General features: G+C 62.9%; 15 protein-coding genes and 1 tRNA gene. 5 read left to right on the forward strand and 11 right to left on the reverse strand.

Translation table 11 applies throughout. The annotated features are described in order from the left end of the window. Positions 1-33 precede the first annotated feature (33 nt). The 4 genes from ACGYK2_RS02840 to ACGYK2_RS02855 are packed head-to-tail and all read right to left on the reverse strand — an operon-like array spanning position 34 to position 4,301. A complete protein-coding gene (locus tag ACGYK2_RS02840; protein ID WP_271689828.1) occupies positions 34-834 on the reverse strand; it encodes an enoyl-CoA hydratase family protein in 801 nt (266 codons plus the stop codon). Continuing rightward, positions 824-1,285 (reverse strand): MarR family winged helix-turn-helix transcriptional regulator, encoded by a 462-nt coding sequence (locus tag ACGYK2_RS02845; RefSeq protein ID WP_271689827.1) that lies wholly within the window; start codon positions 1,283-1,285, stop codon positions 824-826. Before ACGYK2_RS02845 ends, ACGYK2_RS02840 begins: the two co-directional genes overlap by 11 nt. Next, complete coding sequence (locus ACGYK2_RS02850; protein ID WP_271689825.1) at positions 1,282-2,013, reverse strand: SDR family NAD(P)-dependent oxidoreductase; 732 nt, start codon at positions 2,011-2,013, stop codon at positions 1,282-1,284. Before ACGYK2_RS02850 ends, ACGYK2_RS02845 begins: the two co-directional genes overlap by 4 nt. Beyond that, entirely contained in the window at positions 2,010-4,301 is a 2,292-nt protein-coding gene (locus ACGYK2_RS02855) for a bifunctional salicylyl-CoA 5-hydroxylase/oxidoreductase (protein ID WP_271689824.1), read from the reverse strand. The genes ACGYK2_RS02850 and ACGYK2_RS02855 overlap by 4 nt, the downstream gene beginning before the upstream one ends. 90 nt (positions 4,302-4,391) lie before the next feature. On the opposite strand from ACGYK2_RS02855, the gene ACGYK2_RS02860 reads away from it, so the two are divergent. Beyond that, the gene (locus ACGYK2_RS02860) at positions 4,392-5,360 is read left to right on the forward strand and encodes a 2-dehydro-3-deoxygalactonokinase (RefSeq protein ID WP_271689823.1); all 969 of its coding nucleotides are present in this window, start codon (positions 4,392-4,394) and stop codon (positions 5,358-5,360) included. A 24-nt stretch (positions 5,361-5,384) separates the two neighbouring features. On the opposite strand, the gene hpaR is transcribed toward ACGYK2_RS02860, so the two are convergent. Beyond that, on the reverse strand, positions 5,385-5,855 hold the full coding sequence (gene hpaR, locus ACGYK2_RS02865) for a homoprotocatechuate degradation operon regulator HpaR (protein ID WP_322329627.1): 471 nt from the start codon (positions 5,853-5,855) through the stop codon (positions 5,385-5,387). Positions 5,856-6,041: 186 nt separating this feature from the next. Here hpaR and ACGYK2_RS02870 point away from each other — a divergent pair, with 186 nt between their 5' ends. Beyond that, positions 6,042-7,442: a pyridoxal-dependent decarboxylase gene (locus ACGYK2_RS02870; protein ID WP_271689822.1), complete on the forward strand. Its 1,401-nt coding sequence runs from the start codon at positions 6,042-6,044 to the stop codon at positions 7,440-7,442. Here the strand turns inward: ACGYK2_RS02870 and ACGYK2_RS02875 are convergent. After that, the gene (locus tag ACGYK2_RS02875) at positions 7,439-8,314 is read right to left on the reverse strand and encodes a hypothetical protein (protein WP_271689821.1); all 876 of its coding nucleotides are present in this window, start codon (positions 8,312-8,314) and stop codon (positions 7,439-7,441) included. The two genes, ACGYK2_RS02870 and ACGYK2_RS02875, sit on opposite strands and share 4 nt — an antisense overlap. Positions 8,315-8,441: 127 nt before the next feature. Between ACGYK2_RS02875 and ACGYK2_RS02880 the strand changes: the two genes are divergently transcribed. Next, positions 8,442-8,517, forward strand: a tRNA-Thr gene (locus ACGYK2_RS02880). Between the two features lie 128 nt (positions 8,518-8,645). Here ACGYK2_RS02880 and purU read toward each other — a convergent pair. Beyond that, a complete protein-coding gene (gene purU, locus ACGYK2_RS02885) occupies positions 8,646-9,530 on the reverse strand; it encodes a formyltetrahydrofolate deformylase (RefSeq protein WP_271689820.1) in 885 nt (294 codons plus the stop codon). 234 nt (positions 9,531-9,764) lie between these two features. Then, positions 9,765-14,984 (reverse strand): DUF11 domain-containing protein, encoded by a 5,220-nt coding sequence (locus tag ACGYK2_RS02890; protein WP_271689818.1) that lies wholly within the window; start codon positions 14,982-14,984, stop codon positions 9,765-9,767. Between the two features lie 271 nt (positions 14,985-15,255). Between ACGYK2_RS02890 and ACGYK2_RS02895 the strand changes: the two genes are divergently transcribed. Next, positions 15,256-17,775, forward strand: coding sequence for a heavy metal translocating P-type ATPase (locus tag ACGYK2_RS02895; protein WP_271689816.1), 2,520 nt, complete (start codon positions 15,256-15,258; stop codon positions 17,773-17,775). A 9-nt stretch (positions 17,776-17,784) separates the two neighbouring features. Next, positions 17,785-18,177: a Cu(I)-responsive transcriptional regulator gene (gene cueR, locus ACGYK2_RS02900; RefSeq protein WP_067260948.1), complete on the forward strand. Its 393-nt coding sequence runs from the start codon at positions 17,785-17,787 to the stop codon at positions 18,175-18,177. Between the two features lie 68 nt (positions 18,178-18,245). Here the strand turns inward: cueR and choV are convergent, their stop codons facing one another. The 3 genes from choV to choX all read right to left on the reverse strand — a co-directional run bounded on the left by choV (position 18,246) and on the right by choX (position 21,098). Then, positions 18,246-19,262 carry a choline ABC transporter ATP-binding protein gene (gene choV, locus ACGYK2_RS02905; protein ID WP_271689815.1) on the reverse strand — a complete coding sequence of 339 codons (1,017 nt, stop codon included), beginning with the start codon at positions 19,260-19,262 and terminating at the stop codon, positions 18,246-18,248. Then, entirely contained in the window at positions 19,259-20,092 is an 834-nt protein-coding gene (gene choW / locus ACGYK2_RS02910; RefSeq protein ID WP_067260944.1) for a choline ABC transporter permease subunit, read from the reverse strand. The genes choV and choW overlap by 4 nt, the downstream gene beginning before the upstream one ends. Positions 20,093-20,177: 85 nt before the next feature. Continuing rightward, complete coding sequence (choX, locus tag ACGYK2_RS02915; RefSeq protein ID WP_271689814.1) at positions 20,178-21,098, reverse strand: choline ABC transporter substrate-binding protein; 921 nt, start codon at positions 21,096-21,098, stop codon at positions 20,178-20,180. Positions 21,099-21,123 lie beyond the last annotated feature (25 nt).

The following is a 21,123-nucleotide window of genomic DNA, read 5'->3' on the forward strand; positions in this document are numbered from 1 at the left end:
CCCGCGTGTTATCTTTTGGCTTTCGTATTCGGCTCAGTCCCCTTCGAAGACCGGGCGTTCCTTGGCGACGAAGGCGTTGTAGGCGCGCTCGAAATCGCCGGTCTGCATGCAGATCGCCTGCGCCTGCGCCTCGGCCTCGATCGCCTGTTCGATCGACATGGCCCATTCTTGGGCCAGCATCGTCTTGGTCATCATATGCGCGAAATTGGGGCCGGCCTGGATTTTCTTGGCCAGTGCCATGGCCTCTTCCTCCAGCGTCTCGCCCGTCACCAGACGGTTGTAGAAGCCCCAGCGTTCGCCCTCTTCCGCCGACATGGCGCGGCCGGTGTAGAGCAATTCCGCGGCCCGCGTCTGGCCGATGATGCGCGGCAGGATTGCGCAGGCGCCCATGTCGCAGCCGGAAAGGCCCACGCGGGTGAAGAGGAAAGCCGCCTTGGCCTCCGCCGTCGCCAGCCGCAGGTCCGATGCCATGGCAATGATCGCGCCTGCGCCGACGCAGACACCGTCGACGGCGGCGATCACCGGCTTACCGCAATTCACGATGGCCTTGACCAGATCGCCGGTCATGCGGGTGAATTGCAGCAACTCTTTCATATTCATCTTGGTCAAAGGGCCAATGATATCATGTACATCCCCGCCGGAGCTGAAGTTGCCCCCGTTGGAGCCGAAGATCACCACGTCGACGTCATCGGCATAGACCAGATCGCGGAACCAGTCGCGCAGCTCGGCGTAGCTGTCGAAGGTCAGCGGGTTCTTGCGGTCGGGCCGGTCGAGCCGCACGGTGGCGATCCGGTCTTTGATCTCGCATTGAAAATGCGTCACCTCACTGCGCATTGGCTTTTTCCTCTTCTTCCGTTTGGGCGGCGAAGGCTTGTAGGCGGGCCGCCATGGCGCGGGCTTCCTCGGAGGAGATTCCGCGCAGTTTTTCGTTGATCCAGTCTTCATGCGCCTGCGCTTGGCGGGCGAATTGCGCCGCCCCCTCAGGCGTCAGCCGCAGCATCATCGCACGCCGGTCGCCCGGCACGGGGATGCGCTCCACCAGCCCCTCTTCGCTGAGGCGGTCGGCGATGCCGGTGACATTGCCGTTGGACACCCGCAGCACGCCGGAAAGCTGGCTCATCTTCAGCCCCTCGGGATGGCGCGAGAGTGCCGACATCACGTCGAAACGCGGCAGCGTAGTGTTATGCTCGCGCCGCAGCCTGTCGCGCAGTTCCTGTTCCAGCCCGCGCACCACTTTCAGCAGCCGCAGCCAGAGCCGGACGCGATCCTTGGCCGCGTTGCTCACACCTCGCCCCCCGATAGCGCCAGCGCGTGGCCGTTGACCGAAGCCGCGGCATCGGACAGCAGGTAGAGCACGGCACCGGCGACTTCGGAGGTCTCGACAAAGCGGTTCTGGGGGCTGGCGCGTTTTAGCAGGGCGCGGGCCTCCTCGGCGTTCTTGCCGGTGGTCTTGGTGATATTCTCGACCGAGCGTTCCAGAAGCGGCGTGTCGATGAAACCGGGGCAAATCGCGTTCACGGTGATGCCCGTGCGCGCCAGTTCCAGCGCCAGCGCGCGGGTGAGGCCGACGACACCGTGTTTCGCCGCGACATAGCCCGCGACATATGGGTAACCCTTGAGGCCCGCGGTCGAGGCCACGGCGATCAGCCGCCCCTGCCCGGCCTCCTTCATCTCCGCCAGTGCCGCCTGCCAGACGTTGAAGACGCCGGTGACATTGACCGCCATCATGTCGGTCATGTCCTGCGCGGTGATCTTGTGAAAAGGCGCGGAATGGGCCGCGCCCGCATTGGCGACGACGCCGGTGATGGGGCCATTCTCGGCGCGCGCGGCGGCGAAGGCGGCCTGCACCGCCTCCGGATCGGTCACGTCGCAAGTCTGAAACGGCAGCCCCTGTTCGCGCAGGGGCGCTTCGCGGCGCCCCATGATGGTGACCTTGGCGCCGGTGGCGGCCACCGCATGGGCGATCTCGGCCCCCACGCCGGTGCCGCCGCCGGTGATGACGATATGGCTCATACTTTCTCCATCTCCGCCGCACGGTCCGCCAGACGCCAAGCCTGATCGCGGCCGGGGCCGTAGGGCAGCGGCCAGTCGGCGTGGCGGTCGCCGATGGCGGCGGCGGCGTGCAGGGTCCAATAGGGATCGGCCAGATGCGGGCGGGCGAGGCAGACAAGATCGGCGCGGCCCGCCATGAGGATCGAGTTCACGTGGTCGGCCTCGTAGATATTGCCCACGGCCATGGTCTTGATCCCGCCGTCGTTGCGGATGCGGTCGCTGAAGGGGGTCTGGAACATGCGGCCATAGACGGGCTGGGCTTGTTTCGAGGTCTGGCCTGCGGAGACGTCGATGATGTCGGCCCCGGCCTCGCTGAACATGCGCGCGATCTCGACCGCTTCCTCGGGGGTCACGCCGTCCTCCTCGACCCAGTCATTGGCCGAGATGCGCACCGCCATGGGCTTTCCCTCGGGCCATGCGTCGCGCATGGCGCGGAAGACTTCAAGCGGGTAGCGCATGCGGTTCTCCAAGCTGCCGCCGTACTCATCCTCGCGCTGGTTCGACAGCGGCGAGATGAACGACGAGATCAGATAGCCGTGCGCCGCGTGCAGTTCGACCATGTCAAAGTTGGCGCGGTGGGCCATGCGGGTGGCTTCGACGAATTCATCGCGGATTTGGCCCATGTCCTCGCGCGTCGCGGCGCGTGGCACGGCGTTGTTCTCGGACCACGGGATCGGGGAGGCCGAGATGATGTCCCAATTGCCCGCTTTCAGCGGCGCGTCCATTTCCTCCCAGCCCAGCTGGGTCGAGCCCTTGCGGCCCGAATGGCCGATCTGGCAGCAGATCTTGGCCTCGGTCTCGGCATGCACAAAATCCGTGAGCCGCTTCCACGCCGCCTCGTGTTCGGGCGCATAGAGACCGGGGCAGCCCAGGGTAATCCGGCCCTCGGGGCTCACACAAGTCATCTCGGTATAGACCAGCCCGGCGCCGCCCTTGGCGCGTTCGGCGTAATGCACGAAATGCCAATCGGTCGGGCAGCCGTCGACGGCCTTGTATTGCGCCATGGGCGAGACGACGATGCGGTTCTCGAGCTTCATGTCGCGCAGTTGGAAGGGCGCGAACATCGGCGCGCGCACGGGGCCATTGGTGTCGGCACCGGCCTGTTCGAGGAACCATTTCTCGGCCCCCTCGAGCCATTTCGCATCCCGTTCGCGCAGGTTTTCATGGCTGATCCGCTGGCTGCGGGTCAGCATGGAGTAGTTCAACTGCACCGGGTCAAGATCAAGGTAGCGCTCCACGTCCTCGAACCATTCGACCGAGTTACGCGCCGCCGATTGCAGGCGCAGTACCTCGAGGCGGCGGGCCTCCTCGTATTTCTCGAAGGCCGTCGGCAGATCGGCGTCGTCGGTGACGTGTTTCGCGAGCGAGATCGCCGATTCCAGCGCCAGTTTCGTGCCCGAGCCGATCGAGAAATGCGCCGTGGCCGAGGCATCGCCCAGCAGCACGACGTTCTCGTGGCTCCACTTCTCGCAAAGCACGCGCGGGAACTTGATCCAGGCCGAGCCGCGGATGTGGCTGGCGTTGGTCATCAGCTTGTGCCCGTCAAGATGGTCTTTGAAGATCTCCTCGCAGATCGCGATGGTCTCTTCCTGCGTCTTCTCGCCGAAACCGTAGGCGTCGAAGGTCTCTTGGCTGCATTCGACGATGAAAGTCGCGGTGTCCTTGTCGAATTGGTAGGCGTGGACCCAGATCCAGCCCTTGTCGGTATTCTCGAATATGAAGGTGAAGGCGTTGTCGAACTTCTGATGCGTGCCGAGCCAGACGAAGGGGCAGCGGCGCACGTCGATGTCGGGCTTGAAAGTGTCCTCGAACTCCATCCGGGTCTTGGAGTTCAGCCCGTCCGAGGCGACCACGAGATCGTAGTCGTCCATGTATTCCGATGCGGCTTTCACCTCGGTCTCGAACTGCAGGTTCACACCCAATTCGCGGGCCCGCTCCTGCAAGATCAGCAACAGGCGCTTGCGCCCGATCCCGCAGAAGCCATGGCCGGAGCTGAGGATCGTGTTGCCCTTGTGGTGCAGCGCGATGTCGTCCCAATAGGCGAAGTGGCTGCGGATTTCCTTGGCCGAGACGGGATCATTGGCCTCGAGATTGTCCAGCGTCTCGTCCGAGAGCACGACGCCCCAGCCGAAGGTGTCATCGGGGCGGTTGCGCTCAAGCACGGTGACATCGGCCTCGGGCTGGCGCAGCTTGAGAGAGATCGCGAAGTACAGCCCCGCAGGACCGCCGCCAAGACAGATTGCACGCATCGAAATTCCCCTCTGGTTCGCTTTGGAAGGGAGCCTAGGGCGAGTCGCTTTTTCATTCAAGAATAAATATTTTAGGCTTGAAGCAAATTGGTGGTTCGTCTTTTTGCGTCCAGCGGACGCGTTGAACCCGCAGGCCATTGGGCCTATGCCGTTGAGACATTCCACGACGAGGGCAGCGCGATGACGGGTTTGAGCAATGCAGATTGGCTGGCGGTAGAGGTTCACGAGGGGCGGGTGCAGGTCTGGGCCATGCAGGGCGCATCGGTGCTTGAGAGCGCCACGAGCGATGGCGAGACTGCCGAACCCGGCGACCTCGCGGCCTTCGACGCCGCGCTCGCTAAGCTGACCGCCCCGTGGCAACTGCCCCGCCTGCCGGTCTTCGTCGCTGGCTTGCCCGCAGGCAGGACCGATGCCGCGCCGCGCATGGTGCCCTGCGCCGCCACGGCTGAACGCACAACGGCTGTCGCCACCGACAACTTCGACCTTCAGGTCATCCCACCCCTGCGCCAGCAGAGCCCCAGCGGTCTGCTGCAAGGGGCCGAAACGCGCATCGCGGGGTTTCTGAGCCTCAACAAAGACTGGGACGGGGTGATCTGCCTGCCCGGGGCCACGTCAGTCTGGGCGCAGATCAGCGCGGGCGAGGTGGTGAGTTTTCAAACCTTCCTGACCGGGGAGTTGCTGGGCCTTTTGGGCGATGGCACCCCTGCCGAGGGCACGGCGCTGGACGACACGGCCTTTGACGATGCGCTTAGCGATGGGCTGTCGCGGCCCGAGCGTATGGCGGGGCGGCTTGCCTCCATCCGGGCCGAACTGGCCTTGCAAGACATCCCGCCACCCACCGCAGAGGCGCGGCTGGCGGGTACTTTGATCGGGGCGGAACTGGCGGCGGCGCGGGCCTATTGGCTGGGGCAAACGCTGGCGGTGATCGGCACGGGCGGGGCTGTACCGCTTTATCTGCGGGCGCTGTCGCAACAGGGCGCACCGGCGACCGAGGCGGATGGCAGCCGCATGGCGCGGGCGGGGATCTGCGCGGTACGGCGGGCGGTTAACGGGGGATAGCCCTGCCCGCCAACACCTTTCCCGTCAGTCTTTCTTTTCCCCGTCGGTCTTTTTCTGCATGTCCAGATTGACGAGATCTTCGAGCATATCGAGCAGGTCTTCCATTCGCTGTTTGCCGAAACGCGCCTCGAAGTCAGAGAACAACGCCGCCGCATCACCCGCGTGGTCTTGGATCACCTGACGGCCCTGATCGGTGATGGTGACGATGGATTTGCGCCCGTCATCGGGATCGCTGGCACGGCTGAGCAGCCCTTCCTCCTCCATCGCGCGCAGCATGCGGGTCAGGCTCGGCAGCAGCAGACAGGCCTGCTGCGCCAGTGCGGTCTGCTCCATCGGGCCGGATTCCTCGACCACGCGCAGCACGCGAAACTTCTGTTCCGAGATGCCGCTTTCGTTCAAGATCTCGCGGATCGGCCCCATCACCCTTTCCCGCGCGCGCAAAAGCGCAATCGGAAGGGAGCGGGCAGTGCGGCGCAGGGGGGGCATTGGGGCCATTCTTGACGGTTTCCTGATCGCTACTTACCAAGTCAAAGACCGCCCAAAAGGGCGTGACGACCACCATAGCCGCTGCGACAACATTCTTGAAGAGGTCAAGCCCAGCGGAACAACAGTGAGACAATACAACAACATGGGGCAGGAAATGCGGATGACAACCAGAATTCCACAGCAAGGGAGCGGCGCATGAATTGGGAGGAGTTCCGAGCTTGGGGCCGCCGCGCCGCCGATTGGGCCGCCGATTACCACGCGGGTCTGCGCAACCGCCCGGTGCGCGCGCAGGTGGCCCCCGGCGCGGTGCTTTCCGCCCTGCCCGATGCCCCGCCCGAAGGGGCCGAGGCGATGCAGGCGATCTTCGACGATTTCGAACAGACTCTCATGCCCGGCATGACCCATTGGCAGCACCCCCGCTTCTTTGCCTATTTTCCCGCCAATGCCGCGCCGGTCTCGGTGCTGGCGGAATATTTCGTCTCGGCCATCGCGGCGCAATGCATGCTTTGGCAGACCTCTCCGGCAGCGACGGAGTTGGAGACCCGCGTTTGCGATTGGATGCGTCAGGCGATCGGCCTGCCGGATGGCTTCACCGGGGTGATCCAAGGCAGCGCCAGTTCCGCCACGCTTTGTGCCGTGCTGACAATGCGCGAACGCGCGCTTGATTGGCAGGGCAACAAGGCGGGGCTGTCGGGCCAACCGCGCCTGCGGGTCTATTGCTCGGCAGAGGTGCATACCTCGGTCGACCGGGCCATCTGGATCGCGGGGTTGGGCGAAGAGAACCTTGTCCGCATTCCGACCCAAGGGGCGAGCCGCGCGATGGATGCCGAGGCGCTCCGCGCCGCCATCGCCGCCGACCGCGCGGCGGGGCATCTGCCTGCAGGCATCATCGCCTGCACTGGCGGCACCAGTGCGGGGGCCAGCGATGACATTGCCGCCGTGATGGATGTGGCCGAGGCCGAAGGTCTCTACACCCATGTCGACGCCGCTTGGGCCGGGTCGGCGATGATCTGCCCTGAATTCCGCAGTCTCTGGGCCGGGGTCGAACGGGCGGACTCGGTGGTGATGAACCCGCATAAATGGCTGGGGGCGCAGTTTGACTGCACGACCCACTTTTTGCGCAATCCCGACGATCTGGTGCGCACCTTGGCAATTCAGCCAGAGTACCTGAAGACCCATGGCGCGGATGGCGTGGTGAACTATTCCGAATGGTCCGTGCCGCTGGGCCGCCGTTTCCGCGCGCTCAAACTGTGGTTCCTGATCCGCGCCCATGGGCTGGAGGGGCTGCGCGAGATGATCCGCAACCATGTGACATGGGCGCAGGATTTGGCCGCCCGGCTGGACGCGACGGAGGGGTTCGAGATCGTGACCCAGCCGATGCTCTCGCTCTTCACCTTCCGCCATCTCGGTGCCGCAGAGCTCGATGCCCATAACCAAGACCTGCTGAACCGGATCAACGACGACGGGCGCATTTACCTGACCCAGACCCGGATCGACGGAGCATTCGTGATCCGCTTTCAGGCAGGTGCCTTCACCGCCACGGCCGAAGATGTGGCCATGGCCTATGACGTGATCACCGAATTGGCCGGGACTTAGGGCGCGATCAGGGTGACGCCCGGCATGGCGCGGATGACCTCGACATCCGCGTCATAGATCGCCGTCATCCGCTCGACCAATTCCTCGGTCCAGCCGGGCATGTCGAGCTCTTCTTCGATCTCTTCCTCCAGCGCGTATTTGTCGAGGAACGCGGTGATCACGCGGCGCTTCTGCGCCTCGGACATATCGGGATGAGTGTCGAGATAGCCGCGAAAGCGTTTCATCCCCTCCTCCGACATGATCGTCTGCAAAAGATCGAAACCGCCCTTGATCTTGGTCTCGGGCGCCAGCCCCGCCATCTCCCGAATGATCTGCGCCCAGATAAGCGGCGCGTCTTCATTGCACCACAGGGTGATGGGAATCCCCGGCGCGGCCTCGCGCAGCTGGCCAATCGTCTCGGACCAACGCAGGTCCTCCGGCCCCCGCTCCCCCCAGAACGCGGCCGAGGTTTTATCCGCCGCTTTCTCATAAAGCACCGGCACGAGGGAGGCGGGATTGCGGATCGCCATAAAGATGCGAATCTCATCTTCGGGGAAAAGCTGCGCCATCCGCAGCATGCGCACGGCGGCGGCGGGATAAAGCACGCCTTCTTGCAGGGCCGTGGCAGGCGAGCGGAAGAAATTCGCATCCGATAGGATCACCCGGCTGGCTGTCCCATCATCGAGGATCGCATCCAGCAAAACGTCCCGCGCCATCTCCGACGGCTCCGCCTTATGCATCGCGTTGAGCGTGTCACGGAACAGGTTGCGATAGGTGCTGGGCCCGGGCACTTTGACGCCCGTCTTGGCGAAATCGTCCTGATTGCGCAGCAGGCATTTCAGCAGCCGCTCGTCTTCCGTGAAATGAACACCTGTGTGCAAAACGAGCTGCATGATACTCTGCTTACCCTTGAAAATCTCGGCGTTGAATAGCCCGTCCCGGCGCGCGTGTAAAATCCGAAAGAATCTCGCATTTCCCCTCTTGCACCCCCCGGCTCCTTTCTCTAAATGAGCCCTCAGTGCCCCTATAGCTCAGCTGGTAGAGCAACTGATTTGTAATCAGTAGGTCCGCGGTTCGAGTCCGTGTGGGGGCACCACTTCTCTCTTTAAATCATGCGCTGATCCACTGCTGTTGGACGCTAGTTTACGCCTGCCTACAGGCGCGACCAAGCCGCCCGATGGCCCCGCGCCCCCGCCGCATTCGGCAGACGCGGGGCCGTGGCCCCTAACCCATTCGCTTGGAGCTGTAACTGCCGGGCGATGCGGGAAAGACCACGGTTTTATTGCCATTCAGAAAGACCCGGTGGTGGGCATGGGCGTGAATCGCGCGCGCCAAGACGCTCGCCTCCACATCGCGACCGAGCGAGACATAATCCGAGGCGCTTTGCGCATGGGTGATGCGCACGATGTCCTGTTCGATGATCGGCCCCTCGTCCAGATCGGCGGTGACGTAATGCGACGTGGCACCGATCAATTTCACGCCCCGTTCATAGGCCTGTTTGTAGGGGTTCGCCCCCTTGAAGGACGGCAGAAAGGAATGGTGAATGTTGATGATCCGCCCCGACATCTTTTGGCACATGGCGTCCGACAGAATCTGCATGTAGCGCGCCAGCACGATCAGCTCCGCGCCGGTTTCCTCGACCACTTCCATGATCCGCGCTTCGGCCTGCGGTTTGTTCTCCTTCGTCACCTTAATGCAGTGAAATGGAATGTCATGGTTCGCCACGACCTTTTGATAGTCCATATGGTTTGAGATCACGGCGACGATCTCAATCGGGAGCGCACCGATGCGCACACGGTAGAGCAGATCGTTCAGGCAGTGGCCAAAGCGCGAGACCATGACCACGACCTTCATCGTGGTGTCTTGGTCGTGAAATTCATAGGTCATGCCAAAGGGTTCCGCGACCGCTGTGAACCCTTCGCGCAGGCTTTCGAGCGTGGCACCGGTTTCGGCCTCGGCGCTGATGCGCATGAAGAACTGGCCGTTTTCGGTGTCGTCGAACTGCGCGCTGTCGGTGATGTTGCAGCCGGTTTCGGCAATGTAATTGGCGATGGCGGCAACGATCCCGCGTTGCGAGGGGCAGGTCACGGTCAGGCAGAACTTGGTCATGGGCGGTCCTTAGGGGGGTTGGTCGGGGCGACGGGGCCCGTGGTGCTTACTCTACCGTTTGCAGGCTCCGCGGGGGAAGGCAAGCGATAGCGCGCGTATGACGGGGGTCCACCATGCCAAGATCGACAGCCCTGCCTAGGTGCCGTTTTCCTATGCGCATCAATGTTGATCATCCGCCAAAAAACGGGCGGCGGCGCATCAAAATGCACCGCCACTCCGACAAGCACTATCGACCTATTGAATGCCGACCCTGAATTGCACGGCCCCCGTCTCCCCCGGCAACATCTGGCCCGTGCAATTCCACTCGATCGTCCCGGCATAGCTGGCCACATTGCTTGCCGGCACCACCAGATCACAGCTGAGGTTGGGCGAGACCTGTTGCGGATCGACGATAGGCTCCGACAGCTGCGTATAAGGCGGGGTTCTGTCGTAGATCTTGACGTTCGACGCCTGCGTGGTCGCGTTGTTTTGCAGATAGATGCGGTAAAGAAGGATATCATTCACACTGCCGAGGTTGGTGGTGCCCTCCCCAGTGCCTTGGGTCTCATTCTCGACCGTTTTGCGCAGTTCAATCTGGGTCGAACGCCCCCCGACCGAGACCTCATCGGTATTGCTGGCCGAACTGGTCACCGTGGTCCGGGCGAATGCCGTGGTCGCCAGCACCTGATAGACGTAAGTACTCCCCTGCCCAGCGCCCGAACCGGCTGACACCCGTGAGACGATACAGATGGTCTGCCCCGTGGTGACGGCGATGGGGCCGGTGATCGGCCCGTCGACGCTATCGTCACAGCCGATATCTTGGAACAGCGCCGCGCTGAACGCGCCGGTGGGGGTCGAAGTGGCACCGGCGTAGGAGAAGGTCACCTGCCCGTCTGAGGTGGCGGTATAGATATGCGGCAGGGTCGCAACCTGCCCCTGTGCGACGGTCGTGGTCCGGTCGTTGGTCAGACTGGGCAGTTGCAGCAGACCGATGTCCAGCCCCATGCGATTGCCGAAAGCCTCGGGCGTGAAGGTGAATTCACCGTCATGCGGGTTGGTGTTGACCAAATCGGGCAGTCCGGTCGTCGCTTCCGAAATCGCCCGGTAGTCATTCGCCGGGATCGCGCGGATCGTGATCGGCCCGCTGTAGCTGCCAGAAAGCCCATAGCTCCAAGTGCCATCGGTCGCGAGACCGGGGGTGGCCAGTACCGCACCGCCACTGTCGAGGATCTCCAACACCGCCGAAGATGCCCCCCCTTCGCTGCCGTTGCGCAGGGCGTCATGGGCGGTACCGTCATCTGCCCCATTATCGATGAAGACACGGCCCGTCAAAATCCGCTCTCCGGTGACGAGGGTCACGGAATAGGAGGCTTCGTCATCGTCGGGCAGTTGGTCGAACAGGTCATCGGTCAGCGGCCCCGTGCTGGGATCGCTGTCGGGATCGGGCAGAGAGCTATAGATGATCTCGGCCTGATTGGTGAAATCACCGCTGCCGAGTACCGTGGTGGTGATGGTCAAGGTCTCGCTCTCTCCGCTCAGCAGTTCATCCACGAACCACAAGCCCGTGTCGGGGTCATAGGTATCCCCCGTCGCGGGCGCGTCGTCCGAGACATAGGCGAAACCGCTTGGGATCTGGTCGATCACTTTGACCCCCGAGGGCGAGCCACCGCTGACATTGGTGATGGTGATGATCCAATCGATGGTATCCCCCTCCGATACATTGGTGATCGGTGTCGTGGTCCCGGTAGCGGCGGCGATTTTGCTGAGTTCGAGGTCACTGCCAGCCGGATCGAATCCAAAGTCTTGGTCACTTGTCACGCTATTGCCGGAGACAGGAACGCCAAGCAGCGGGTTGGACGTGCCGATGGTGAGCCCCGAAGGCAGATCGGGGTCCGCCTCGTCCAATGCGACACGGTAGGTCGTGTTCACCATCAACTCCCCCACCGCATAGGTGCCATCAGCCAAGGTATCCGTGGTTGCTAGAAAGATGTCATCGGCGGTATTGGCCGGGGTGCCATTGTCGGCATAGACCGAGATGCCCACGCCCGCGCCGAAATTGGTCTCCCCATTGTCTTTCACGTCCGAGGCATCCGCGTCTTCATAGATGTTGCCCGAGATGCCCCCCAGTGGGATCGGTGCAGGCCCCCGGCAGGAGATGCCATCGCTGCGCCCGCCTTCATCGACCGGAATGCCGGATACCAGTTGCGGCACACCTGTCGCCGTTGAGATGACAAAGAGGTTGTTGGTGGTGTTGGAATAGCCATAGAGCCTGCCGTCACGGTCGAACCACAGCGCGTCGAACATGCCCGCATAGACGGCAGGGCCGATCGCTTGGGGTGTCACGCTCCCCGGGGTGCCGTTGTTGACCGCAGCGCGGAACAGGAAGCCCGAGTTTCTGTCGATCCCATACATGATGCCATCCACGGGGTTGAAGGCGAGGTCTTCGGGATTGACGCCGATGGAGAGGCTGATCTCGCCCAAGGCGATCGGCGTGGCGGGATTGCTCAGATCGACGATCTGCCATGTATTCAGATCCACTTCGTAGATCAGCCGCCCATTCGGCAGAATATCCCCCGCGTTCAACGCATCCCCCGCCCCGGGGATATTACCGAAGTCCGTAATGTCGCCCGCGCCATCGATCCGGAAAAGCCTGCGGCTACTTTGATCCACGCCGTAGATATAGCCGTCCAGCGCGTTATAGCCCCAGGCGCCGTCGCGGTTCTGTCCGGTGCTGCCCGAGGTCTCAACCGTCGTGGCATAGCTCCCCCCACCATCGCGGAAGGTCATACGCCTCAGCGCTGAGGGGCTGTCGACGATGGCATAGAGCGAAGCATCGCAGACCAGCGGCGGCGGATCGCTTGAAATGGTGAGGGTATAGTCCTCCACCTCCCCCTCAAAAGCTGTGACAAGGCCAGTGCTGTCGGTCGACCAGCGAAAGCGGGCATAGGTAGGCAGTGTCGTGGCCCCCGCGGGCACAGCCACTTCGAAAAGGATCGTGCCATTGCTGAGGCCGTCCTTATCCTGCGGGCCGCCGTCTTGCAGGTTCACCGCCACCTGCTCCCCGGCTTGGTCAAAGGTGCCATCGCCATCGAAGTCGATAAAGGCCTGCAGATATGACGACCCCGGCGCGGCAATCAGATCGCTGACTGTCACCGTGATCTCGGCCAGACCACCACGGTAGAATTGCGGCAGGATCACCCCGTCTTCATCATCCGACCCGTCGGCATCATCCCCCGTGGCCCCGATGGAGTTCTGCGTCAGCAGATCGATATCCGGCGGTGTGCTGCCCAGATAGACCTCAGGTGCGCCCGGGCCTTCGATGATATGCTGCGGATCGCCATAGCTCGCCGGGGCATCGCCCCGGTCGGCGTCGGGCGGTGTCTTGATGGTGATGCCATAGTCTTCGACCTCCCCATCCGGGGCGGGGGTGATCGCATCGAGCCCCGCGGTCGAAGACCAGCGCAGTCGGACGAAGGTCGGGGTCAGAACGGCGGTGACCGGCACGCTGACGGGGAATGAAATCTCACCATTCACCACCCCGTCGAGGTCTTGCGCCCCGCCGTCTTGGATATCTGTCGCAACCTGATCGCCAAGGAAGAGGCCATCGCCGCCGAAATCGACGAAAGCCTGCAGATAGCCGGTGCCGGGGGTGGGTTCGTTGACCACCACGGTCACCGTGCGGGTCAGATCGCCATAGAGCTGGGGAAAGCTCTCTTCGCTTTCGTCATCCTTACCGTCGAGGTCATCGCCGGTGCCATCGACGGAATGTTGCGCCGAGCCATCGCCGTCACCATTCAGCGCGCCGATCCAATATTGCGCGGTGTCCGCATGCTGCGGATCGCCATAGGTGACCGGCGCATCCCCCCGGTCGGGGCCGGAGCCTGCGTAGATCGTCGTGGGATCATCACGCCCTTCGCCCGGCCCGTTCGACGCCACGCCATCCCCGTCACCGGGGTTCTCGGAATCCGACAGGTCCGAGACTGCTGTCCCCCCCGGTGTCTGGGCCGTGACCTGCGCTTGGTTGCTGATCGTGGTGTCCAAATCCTCAGGCACCAGCGTGTAGGTCGCCGTATAGACGGCCTTCTCCCCGACCAGCAGCGTGCCTTCGGGCGACAGCGACGTGGCGGCCTGAAAGGTGATCACCGGGGGCACGCCCTTGCCGCTGAACTGCGTCTCGGCAAGCTGCACATTGGACAGATCGACATTGCCGAAGTTCTCAGCGGTAAAGACATAGGCGATAGTCTCACCCGGATCGGCGTAGCCGTTAAGGTTGGTATCGACCAATTGCGCCAGTTTCAGCAGACCGACAGAGCCCACATCGATCGAGACCTGCGCGGGCGCGGAATAGGCCCGCGGCTCATTCGGCAGGATGATGGGCGATTGATAGCGGTAGCTGATCGGCGTCGGCGCGGCAAAGAAGGCGACGAAGGGGGTAAAGGTCAGCTCCCCGGTCAGGTCGTCATAGCTCCATGTGCCCTCCCCCAGAATGTCGAAACCCACCCGGTGGCCTTCGGAATCGGTCACGATGTTCTGCGCGCCGGCAGGGGGAATCAGATCGACAGCCTGTTTCGCATATTCGCTGGGCTGGCCCGAATTATTGGCCGGTGCATTGTTATTCTCAGTCGCCACACTGTCGTTGAACAGGATGTTGACCACCACAGGCTCGCTCAGCACCTGTTCTTTCAGATCGTCCTGCAAAACGGGCGCTTTGAAGTCACCGCATTGCAGGTCATAGGTCTGCGCGTCGTCATAGGTCGGGTTGGCGAGCCGGACGAGGAAGCCACTGTTGGCGGTCCGACCAAAGCGGAAGGTCGAAGTCTGCGGGTAGAAGATCTCAAGCCCCGATACCGGCTGATTGCTATAGTTGCGGTCCCCGGCAAGATAGAACACCTCTGTCCCGAGGTTTGCATCCGGCCCTTCGATATAGCCCCGATAGGTCGTCGCGCTGCGGTCAATGCGGACATATTCAACCGTGCCGTCGCAGACGTTCACATAGACCTGCTCGTTCAACGGACCGTCGATATCATTAATCTGAAAGAAAACATCCGCCACCACCGGCACCCCGCCGGTATTGGTCGTGATGTTATGGGTGCCTGCTTCATAGAGGTAGAAATCCATGAAATGCGGGTCTTGCCCGGTCGAGGTAATCTGGATTTGCCCATTGCCCGAGGCGAAAATATGATCCCGCCCGGCAAAGGCCATTTCACCGACGATATCGACCGACACCCCGCCAACCGTGCCCGCGTTGCGCCACAAGGCCCGCTCGCCCACACCCGCCCCGACCACGGTGGGCGCGGCGACGGGATTGAGAATGAGCTGCTGCGCCAAGGCGGCTCTGGTCAGCAAAGCCAACAAGAACAATGTCCAAAACGATGCCGCGATCATCCGAAGCCAAGGCCCCTGCCCTGCCAAGGCCCAAAGGCGGCGCAAGTGCTGCGCCGTGAACGTGCCGAGAAAATAAGTGTAAAAATGCATATCTTTGCTCACAACCTTTTAAGACACAGCTTAGCGACGAAGCGGGTTCTGAGGACTTACGCAGAAAGGTATTAAGATATGCTTCCGGTTATACGGGCGGTGAAGGGATAGGTGGTGGTCGCTCTTGTGCATATGCCTCTGTGCCTTAGCAGGGCCCAAAGCTGCCGCGCCTGTGCCGCCGTGCTACCAAATCAATTTTCCGAAAATGACCTATTGACCCTCCAGCAACTGGAAGCCCCATATTCAGCCCAAGACGAATAGAGGGCGTGAAATGGGCAAAGCGGAAACACTCACGTTTGGCGTGCAGAACATGAGCTGCGCGTCCTGTGTGGGGCGTGTCGAAAAAGCGCTAAACGCGCTGGAGGGGGTCGACGAGGCCCGGGTGAATCTTGCGGCAGAAACCGTGCGCGTGACGGCACACCCCGCGCTTGACGCGGGCGAGCTCGATACCGCCTTGGCGCAGGCGGGCTACCCGGCGCGCAAGACCACCCATCGGTTGCGGCTGTCAAACATGACCTGCGCCTCCTGCCTGGGCCGTGTGGAACGCGCGCTGCTTGCGGTGCCGGGGGTGCTCTCGGCCACGGTCAACCTCGCCAGCGAAGAGGCGCGAGTCGAAACATTGGAAGACGCCGATCTTTTGCCCGCCCTGCGCGATGCGGCGGCAAAGGCGGGCTATCCCGCCAGCGTCGACACGCCCGAGGCGGGCACCCCCGAGGCCGCGACGCGTAAGGAAGCGGAGGCCATCCACCTCAAACGGATGACCCTGCTGGCCGCCGCGCTCACCTTACCCGTTTTCGTGCTTGAGATGGGCGGCCATCTGGTGCCCGCTTTTCACCATTGGATCGCGGCGACCATCGGGACGGAGACAAGCTGGCTCATCCAGTTCCTCCTCACCACCCTCGTGCTGGCATGGCCGGGGCGGCATTTCTATAGCAATGGCCTGCCTGCGCTGGCGAAGGGCGCGCCGGATATGAACTCTCTCGTGGCACTCGGATCGGGGGCGGCGTGGCTCTACTCGGTCACCGCGCTCTTTGCGCCGGGGCTGCTGCCCGAAGGCAGCCGCGTGGTCTATTTCGAAGCCGCCGCCGTGATCGTCACGCTGATCCTGCTGGGCCGCTATCTTGAGGCCCGCGCCAAGGGGCGCACCGGGGCCGCGATTGCCAAGCTCATGGGCCTGCGCGCCACCAGCGCACGGGTGGAGCGCGACGGCGCCGTCATCGAACTGCCCTTGGAAAAGATCGAAACGGGCGACATCATCTACCTCCGCCCGGGCGAGAAGATCGCCACCGACGGCATCGTCGTCGAAGGGCAATCCTATGTCGATGAAAGCATGATCACCGGTGAGCCTGTGCCGGTGGAAAAGATCGGCGGTGCGGCTCTCGTCGGCGGCACGATTAATGGCACCGGCAGCCTGACCTATCGCGCCACCAAGGTGGGCGGCGACACGGTTCTGGCGCAGATCATCCGCATGGTCGAAGAGGCCCAAGGCGCGAAACTGCCCATTCAGGACTTGGTCAACCGCATCACCCTATGGTTCGTCCCCGCGGTGATCGCCGTGGCGCTGGTGACCTTTGGCCTGTGGCTGGCCTTCGGCCCTTCGCTCAGCCACGCATTGGTGGCGGCGGTGGCGGTGCTGATCATCGCCTGCCCCTGTGCCATGGGGCTAGCCACGCCCACGTCGATCATGGTCGGCACCGGGCGGGCGGCGCAATTGGGCGTGCTGTTCCGGCAAGGCGATGCGCTGCAAAGCCTACAGGGCGTCAAGACCGTTGCCTTGGACAAGACCGGCACACTGACCAAGGGCACCCCCGAACTTACCGATCTGGTGCTGATGGACGACCTGACCGAAGATGAGGTGCTGCCCCTGATCGGCGCGGTCGAGGCGCGCTCGGAACATCCCATCGCCCAAGCCATTCTGCGCCGGGCCGAAGCGGCTGGCCCCGTGCCGCGCGAGGTGAGCGACTTCCAATCCCATACCGGCTACGGCGTCAGCGCATTGGTGGCAGGCCGCCGTGTCACGCTTGGCGCGGACCGGCTCATGACCCGCGAGGGGATTGATCTGGGCAATGCCCAGCGGATCAGCGCGGATCTGGCCAAGGACGGCAAAACCCCGCTTTTCGCCGCGATCGACGGCAAACTAGCGGCGGTCATCGCCGTGGCGGACCCGATCAAACCCGGCACGCCCGAGGCCATCGCGCGGCTGCACGACCTCAACCTCGAAGTGGCGATGATTACCGGCGACAACCGCGGCACGGCAGAGGCCATCGCGGCGCAACTGGGCATCGACCGCGTCGTCGCCGAGGTGCTGCCCGATGGCAAAGTGGCCGCCATCGACGACCTGAGAAAAGGCGACAACCGCATCGCCTACGTGGGCGACGGGATCAACGACGCGCCCGCGCTTGCGCAGGCTGATGTCGGGCTGGCCATCGGCACCGGCACTGATGTGGCGATCGAAGCGGCGGATGTGGTGCTGATGTCGGGCGATCTGCGCGCCGTGGTCAATGCCATCGACGTAAGCCAGCGCAGCATGGCGAATATCCGGCAAAACCTCTTCTGGGCCTTCGGCTATAACGTCCTGCTGATCCCCGTGGCCGCTGGCGCCTTCTACCCGCTGACCGGTTGGCTCTTGTCGCCCGCGCTGGCTGCCGGGGCAATGGCCTTGTCGAGCGTTTTCGTTCTCAGCAATGCCCTGCGCCTGCGCTGGATCGCCGCCCCTCTGACTGAGAGCGCCACCCCATCCCACGGCCCCCGGGCCGCCGCCCCCGTGGCCGCAGACGTAGCCGCAGAATAGGATCGTCCCATGAACATCGGAGAAGTCTCACAACGCACCGGGTTGCCGCCCAAAACCATCCGCTATTACGAGGATATCGGGTTGGTCAAACCGCTGCGCGACGCCAATGGCTACCGTGCCTTCCGCGAAAGCGAGATGCACAAGCTCGCCTTTCTGGGCCGCGCCCGCACGCTGGGGTTCAGCATCGAAGATTGCCGCAACCTGCTGGCGCTATGGGAGGACAAGAACCGCGCCAGCGCTGATGTGCGCGCCATCGCCAAGGACCATCTGGCCCAGATCGAGGCCAAGATCAGCGGCCTGCAAGAGATGCGCGACACGCTCAGCACGCTGGTCCGCGACTGCGCTGGCGATGACCGGCCGGATTGTCCGATCTTGAAAACACTTGGGACAGCGGCGAACTGACCCTATTAACCGCGGAGGGCAGCGCTGCCCTCCGTGAGACAGCGCTGCCGGGGCGGGTGGCCCCCGCCCTAGCGTTTTAGCCGTTCCACGATGCTATGCGCCGTCACCGTGCCAATCTGCCGGCCCTCTTCCATCACCGCGAAACCCGCCTCCGGGCCGCGCAGACCGTCCATCAGCTCCCGCACCGGCGTCTCGGCGCTGGTCTCGGGATGGGCGGCCCCATCGGCTGGCTCCATCACATCACGGGCGGTCAACACCTCCAGCGGGTTCATATCGGCCACGAATTCCGCCACATAATCCGACGCGGGGTTCGAGAAAATCTCGCGCGGGGTGCCGATCTGCACGATACGCCCCCCTTCCATGATGGCGATACGTCCGCCCAGTTTGAACGCCTCATCAAGGTCATGGCTCACGAAAATGATCGTGCGGTTGAGATCGCGTTGCAAGTCCAACAGCTCATCCTGCAAACGCGTACGGATCAGCGGATCGAGCGCCGAAAAAGGCTCATCCATCAGCAGGATCGGCGCTTCGGTGGCAAAGGCACGGGCAAGGCCCACACGCTGCTGCATCCCGCCCGAAAGCTCCCCCACCTTGCGGTCGGCCCAGTCGCTGAGCCCCACCAGCTTCAACTGCCGCTCGGCCCGCTCCAACCGCTCGCCCTTGGGCACATTGGACAGTTCCAAACCAAGCGCCACATTGTCGCGCACCGTGCGCCAGGGCAGCAGGCCGAACTGTTGGAACACCATCGACACGCCTTCACGGCGCACCCGGCGCAGCTCTGCCGCGTTGCTCTCATGCACATCGCAGGACCAGCCCTCGGCATGAACCCGCACGGTGCCGCGCACCATCGGGTTCAGCCCGTTCACCGCCCGCAACAGCGTTGATTTGCCCGAGCCCGACAGGCCCATCAGCACAAGGATTTCGCCATTCTCAACGGTGAGCGAGCAATCATGCACGCCCAGCACCTGCCCGGTCGCCGCTTCGATCTCGGCGCGGCTTTGGCCTTCGTCCATCAGCGGCAGCGCCTTCTCCGGCTTGTCGCCAAAGACGATGGATACGTTATCGAATTCTACTGCTTTCGTCATTTCCGTCCCACCCGCAGGATACGGTCGAGCATGATCGCCACGACAACGATCACCAACCCGGATTCAAATCCCAAGCCTGTGTTGACTTGGTTCAGGGCACGCACCACCGGCACGCCCAAACCGTCTGCGCCCACCAATGCTGCGATCACCACCATCGACAGCGACAGCATGATGGTCTGGTTCAGACCCGTCATGATCTGCGGCAACGCATAGGGCAGCTCAATCTTCCACAGCGTCTGGCGCGGCTTGGCGCCGAACGCCTGCGCCGCCTCAAGAAGCGCCTTGGGGGTCGAGGAGATGCCAAGCTGCGTCAGCCGGATCGGCGCGGGCAAAACGAAGATCACCGTGGCGATCAACCCGGGCACCATGCCAATGCCGAAAAAGACAATCGCGGGGATCAGATAGACGAAGGTTGGCAACGTTTGCATGAGGTCCAAAACCGGGGCCACCCAAGCATAAAGCCGGGGCCGATGCGCGACGGCGATGCCAATCGGCACGCCCACGCCCATGCAGACCACACAGGCCGAGAGCACCAGCGTCAGGCTCTCCATCGTCTCTTCCCAGTAATCTTGGTTCAGAATGAACAGAAAGCCCAGCACCACAAATGCCACGGTTTTCCAGTTGCGCTGAATGGCCCAAGTGATCGCGGCGAAGACGGCGATCAGGATCAGCGGATGCGGGGTTTGCAGTACCCAGAGGATCGCCTCGATCAGCCGCTCCATCAGGTCCGACAGCCCGTCAAAGAACCACGCCCCGTTCGTTTGCAACCAATCCAGCGCGTCTTCGGCCACATCGGCCACGGGGATCTTGTTTTCTGTCAGCCAGTCCATGTCAGTCCTTCAGGATTGGAGAATGCGCATGAGAATGACCCGCCCCATCAATCTGGAGCGGGTCTTTTCCATCATAGCGTGAGGATCACTTCAACGAAGCGACAGCTTCCATCGCATCGCCGCCATCGACGGTGGTCACACCGTCCAGCCATGTGTCGAGCACGTCGGCGTTCGCCTTGATCCAAGCGGCGGCGGCCTCTTCCGGCTTTTCGCCGTCATCGAGGATCGCGCCCATGATCTCATTCTCCATCTCAAGGCTGAATTCGAGGTTCTGGAGAAATTTGCCAAGGTTCGGGCATTCTTCGACGAAACCAGCGCGGGTGTTGGTGTAAACCGTCGCACCGCCCAGATCGGGGCCAAAGTAATCGTCACCACCTTCAAGATAGGTCAGGTCGAAGTTGGCGTTCATCGGGTGCGGCTCCCAACCAAGGAAGACAACAGGCTCTTCCTTGCGGCTCGCGCGCTGCACCTGAGCGAGCATCCCCTGTTCGGAGGATTCGACGACTTCGAAGTCGCCCAGTTCAAAGGCATTCTCGTCGATCATCGACTGGATCAGACGGTTGCCGTCATTGCCCGGCTCGATGCCGTAGATCTTGCCTTCGAGTGCGTCGGCATTGGCAGCGATGTCGGCGAAGGTCTTGATGCCCATGTCAGCGGCGGCCTTGTTGACGGTCAGCGTGTATTTCGCGCCTTCAAGGTTCGCGCGCACGGTATCGACGCTACCCTCTTCGCGGTATTTGGCGATATCGCCTTCCATCGTCGGCATCCAGTTGCCCAAGAACACGTCAATGTCGCCGGACGCCATGGAGGTATAGGTCACCGGCACGGCGAGGATCTTGGTCTCGGTGTCATAGCCGAGCGCGTCGAGCACGACAGAGGTGGCGGCGGTGGTGGCGGTGATGTCGGTCCAGCCGACGTCGGAGAAGGTGACTTCGCTACACTCGGCAGCGGCCAGCGAGGTCGCGGCGACCGTCGCCAAAGCGGATGTCATAAGCAGTTTTTTCATTGGTGTTCTCCCCAGAGAAGTTTTT

Origin of the sequence: Sulfitobacter sp. 1A10359, from assembly GCF_043558145.1 — a bacterium.
GTDB lineage: Bacteria > Pseudomonadota > Alphaproteobacteria > Rhodobacterales > Rhodobacteraceae > Sulfitobacter > Sulfitobacter faviae.

What these genes read in the sequence shown, in the direction of transcription:
- ACGYK2_RS02840 (WP_271689828.1), bottom strand. Translation starts at nt 834, where the DNA reads ATGCGCAGTGAGGTGACGCATTTTCAATGCGAGATCAAAGACCGGATC.
- ACGYK2_RS02850 (WP_271689825.1), bottom strand. Translation starts at nt 2,013, where the DNA reads ATGAGCCATATCGTCATCACCGGCGGCGGCACCGGCGTGGGGGCCGAG.
- ACGYK2_RS02855 (WP_271689824.1), bottom strand. Translation starts at nt 4,301, where the DNA reads ATGCGTGCAATCTGTCTTGGCGGCGGTCCTGCGGGGCTGTACTTCGCG.
- hpaR (WP_322329627.1), bottom strand. Translation starts at nt 5,855, where the DNA reads ATGGCCCCAATGCCCCCCCTGCGCCGCACTGCCCGCTCCCTTCCGATT.
- ACGYK2_RS02870 (WP_271689822.1), top strand. Translation starts at nt 6,042, where the DNA reads ATGAATTGGGAGGAGTTCCGAGCTTGGGGCCGCCGCGCCGCCGATTGG.
- ACGYK2_RS02875 (WP_271689821.1), bottom strand. Translation starts at nt 8,314, where the DNA reads ATGCAGCTCGTTTTGCACACAGGTGTTCATTTCACGGAAGACGAGCGG.
- purU (WP_271689820.1), bottom strand. Translation starts at nt 9,530, where the DNA reads ATGACCAAGTTCTGCCTGACCGTGACCTGCCCCTCGCAACGCGGGATC.
- ACGYK2_RS02890 (WP_271689818.1), bottom strand. Translation starts at nt 14,984, where the DNA reads ATGCATTTTTACACTTATTTTCTCGGCACGTTCACGGCGCAGCACTTG.
- ACGYK2_RS02895 (WP_271689816.1), top strand. Translation starts at nt 15,256, where the DNA reads ATGGGCAAAGCGGAAACACTCACGTTTGGCGTGCAGAACATGAGCTGC.
- cueR (WP_067260948.1), top strand. Translation starts at nt 17,785, where the DNA reads ATGAACATCGGAGAAGTCTCACAACGCACCGGGTTGCCGCCCAAAACC.
- choV (WP_271689815.1), bottom strand. Translation starts at nt 19,262, where the DNA reads ATGACGAAAGCAGTAGAATTCGATAACGTATCCATCGTCTTTGGCGAC.
- choW (WP_067260944.1), bottom strand. Translation starts at nt 20,092, where the DNA reads ATGGACTGGCTGACAGAAAACAAGATCCCCGTGGCCGATGTGGCCGAA.
- choX (WP_271689814.1), bottom strand. Translation starts at nt 21,098, where the DNA reads ATGAAAAAACTGCTTATGACATCCGCTTTGGCGACGGTCGCCGCGACC.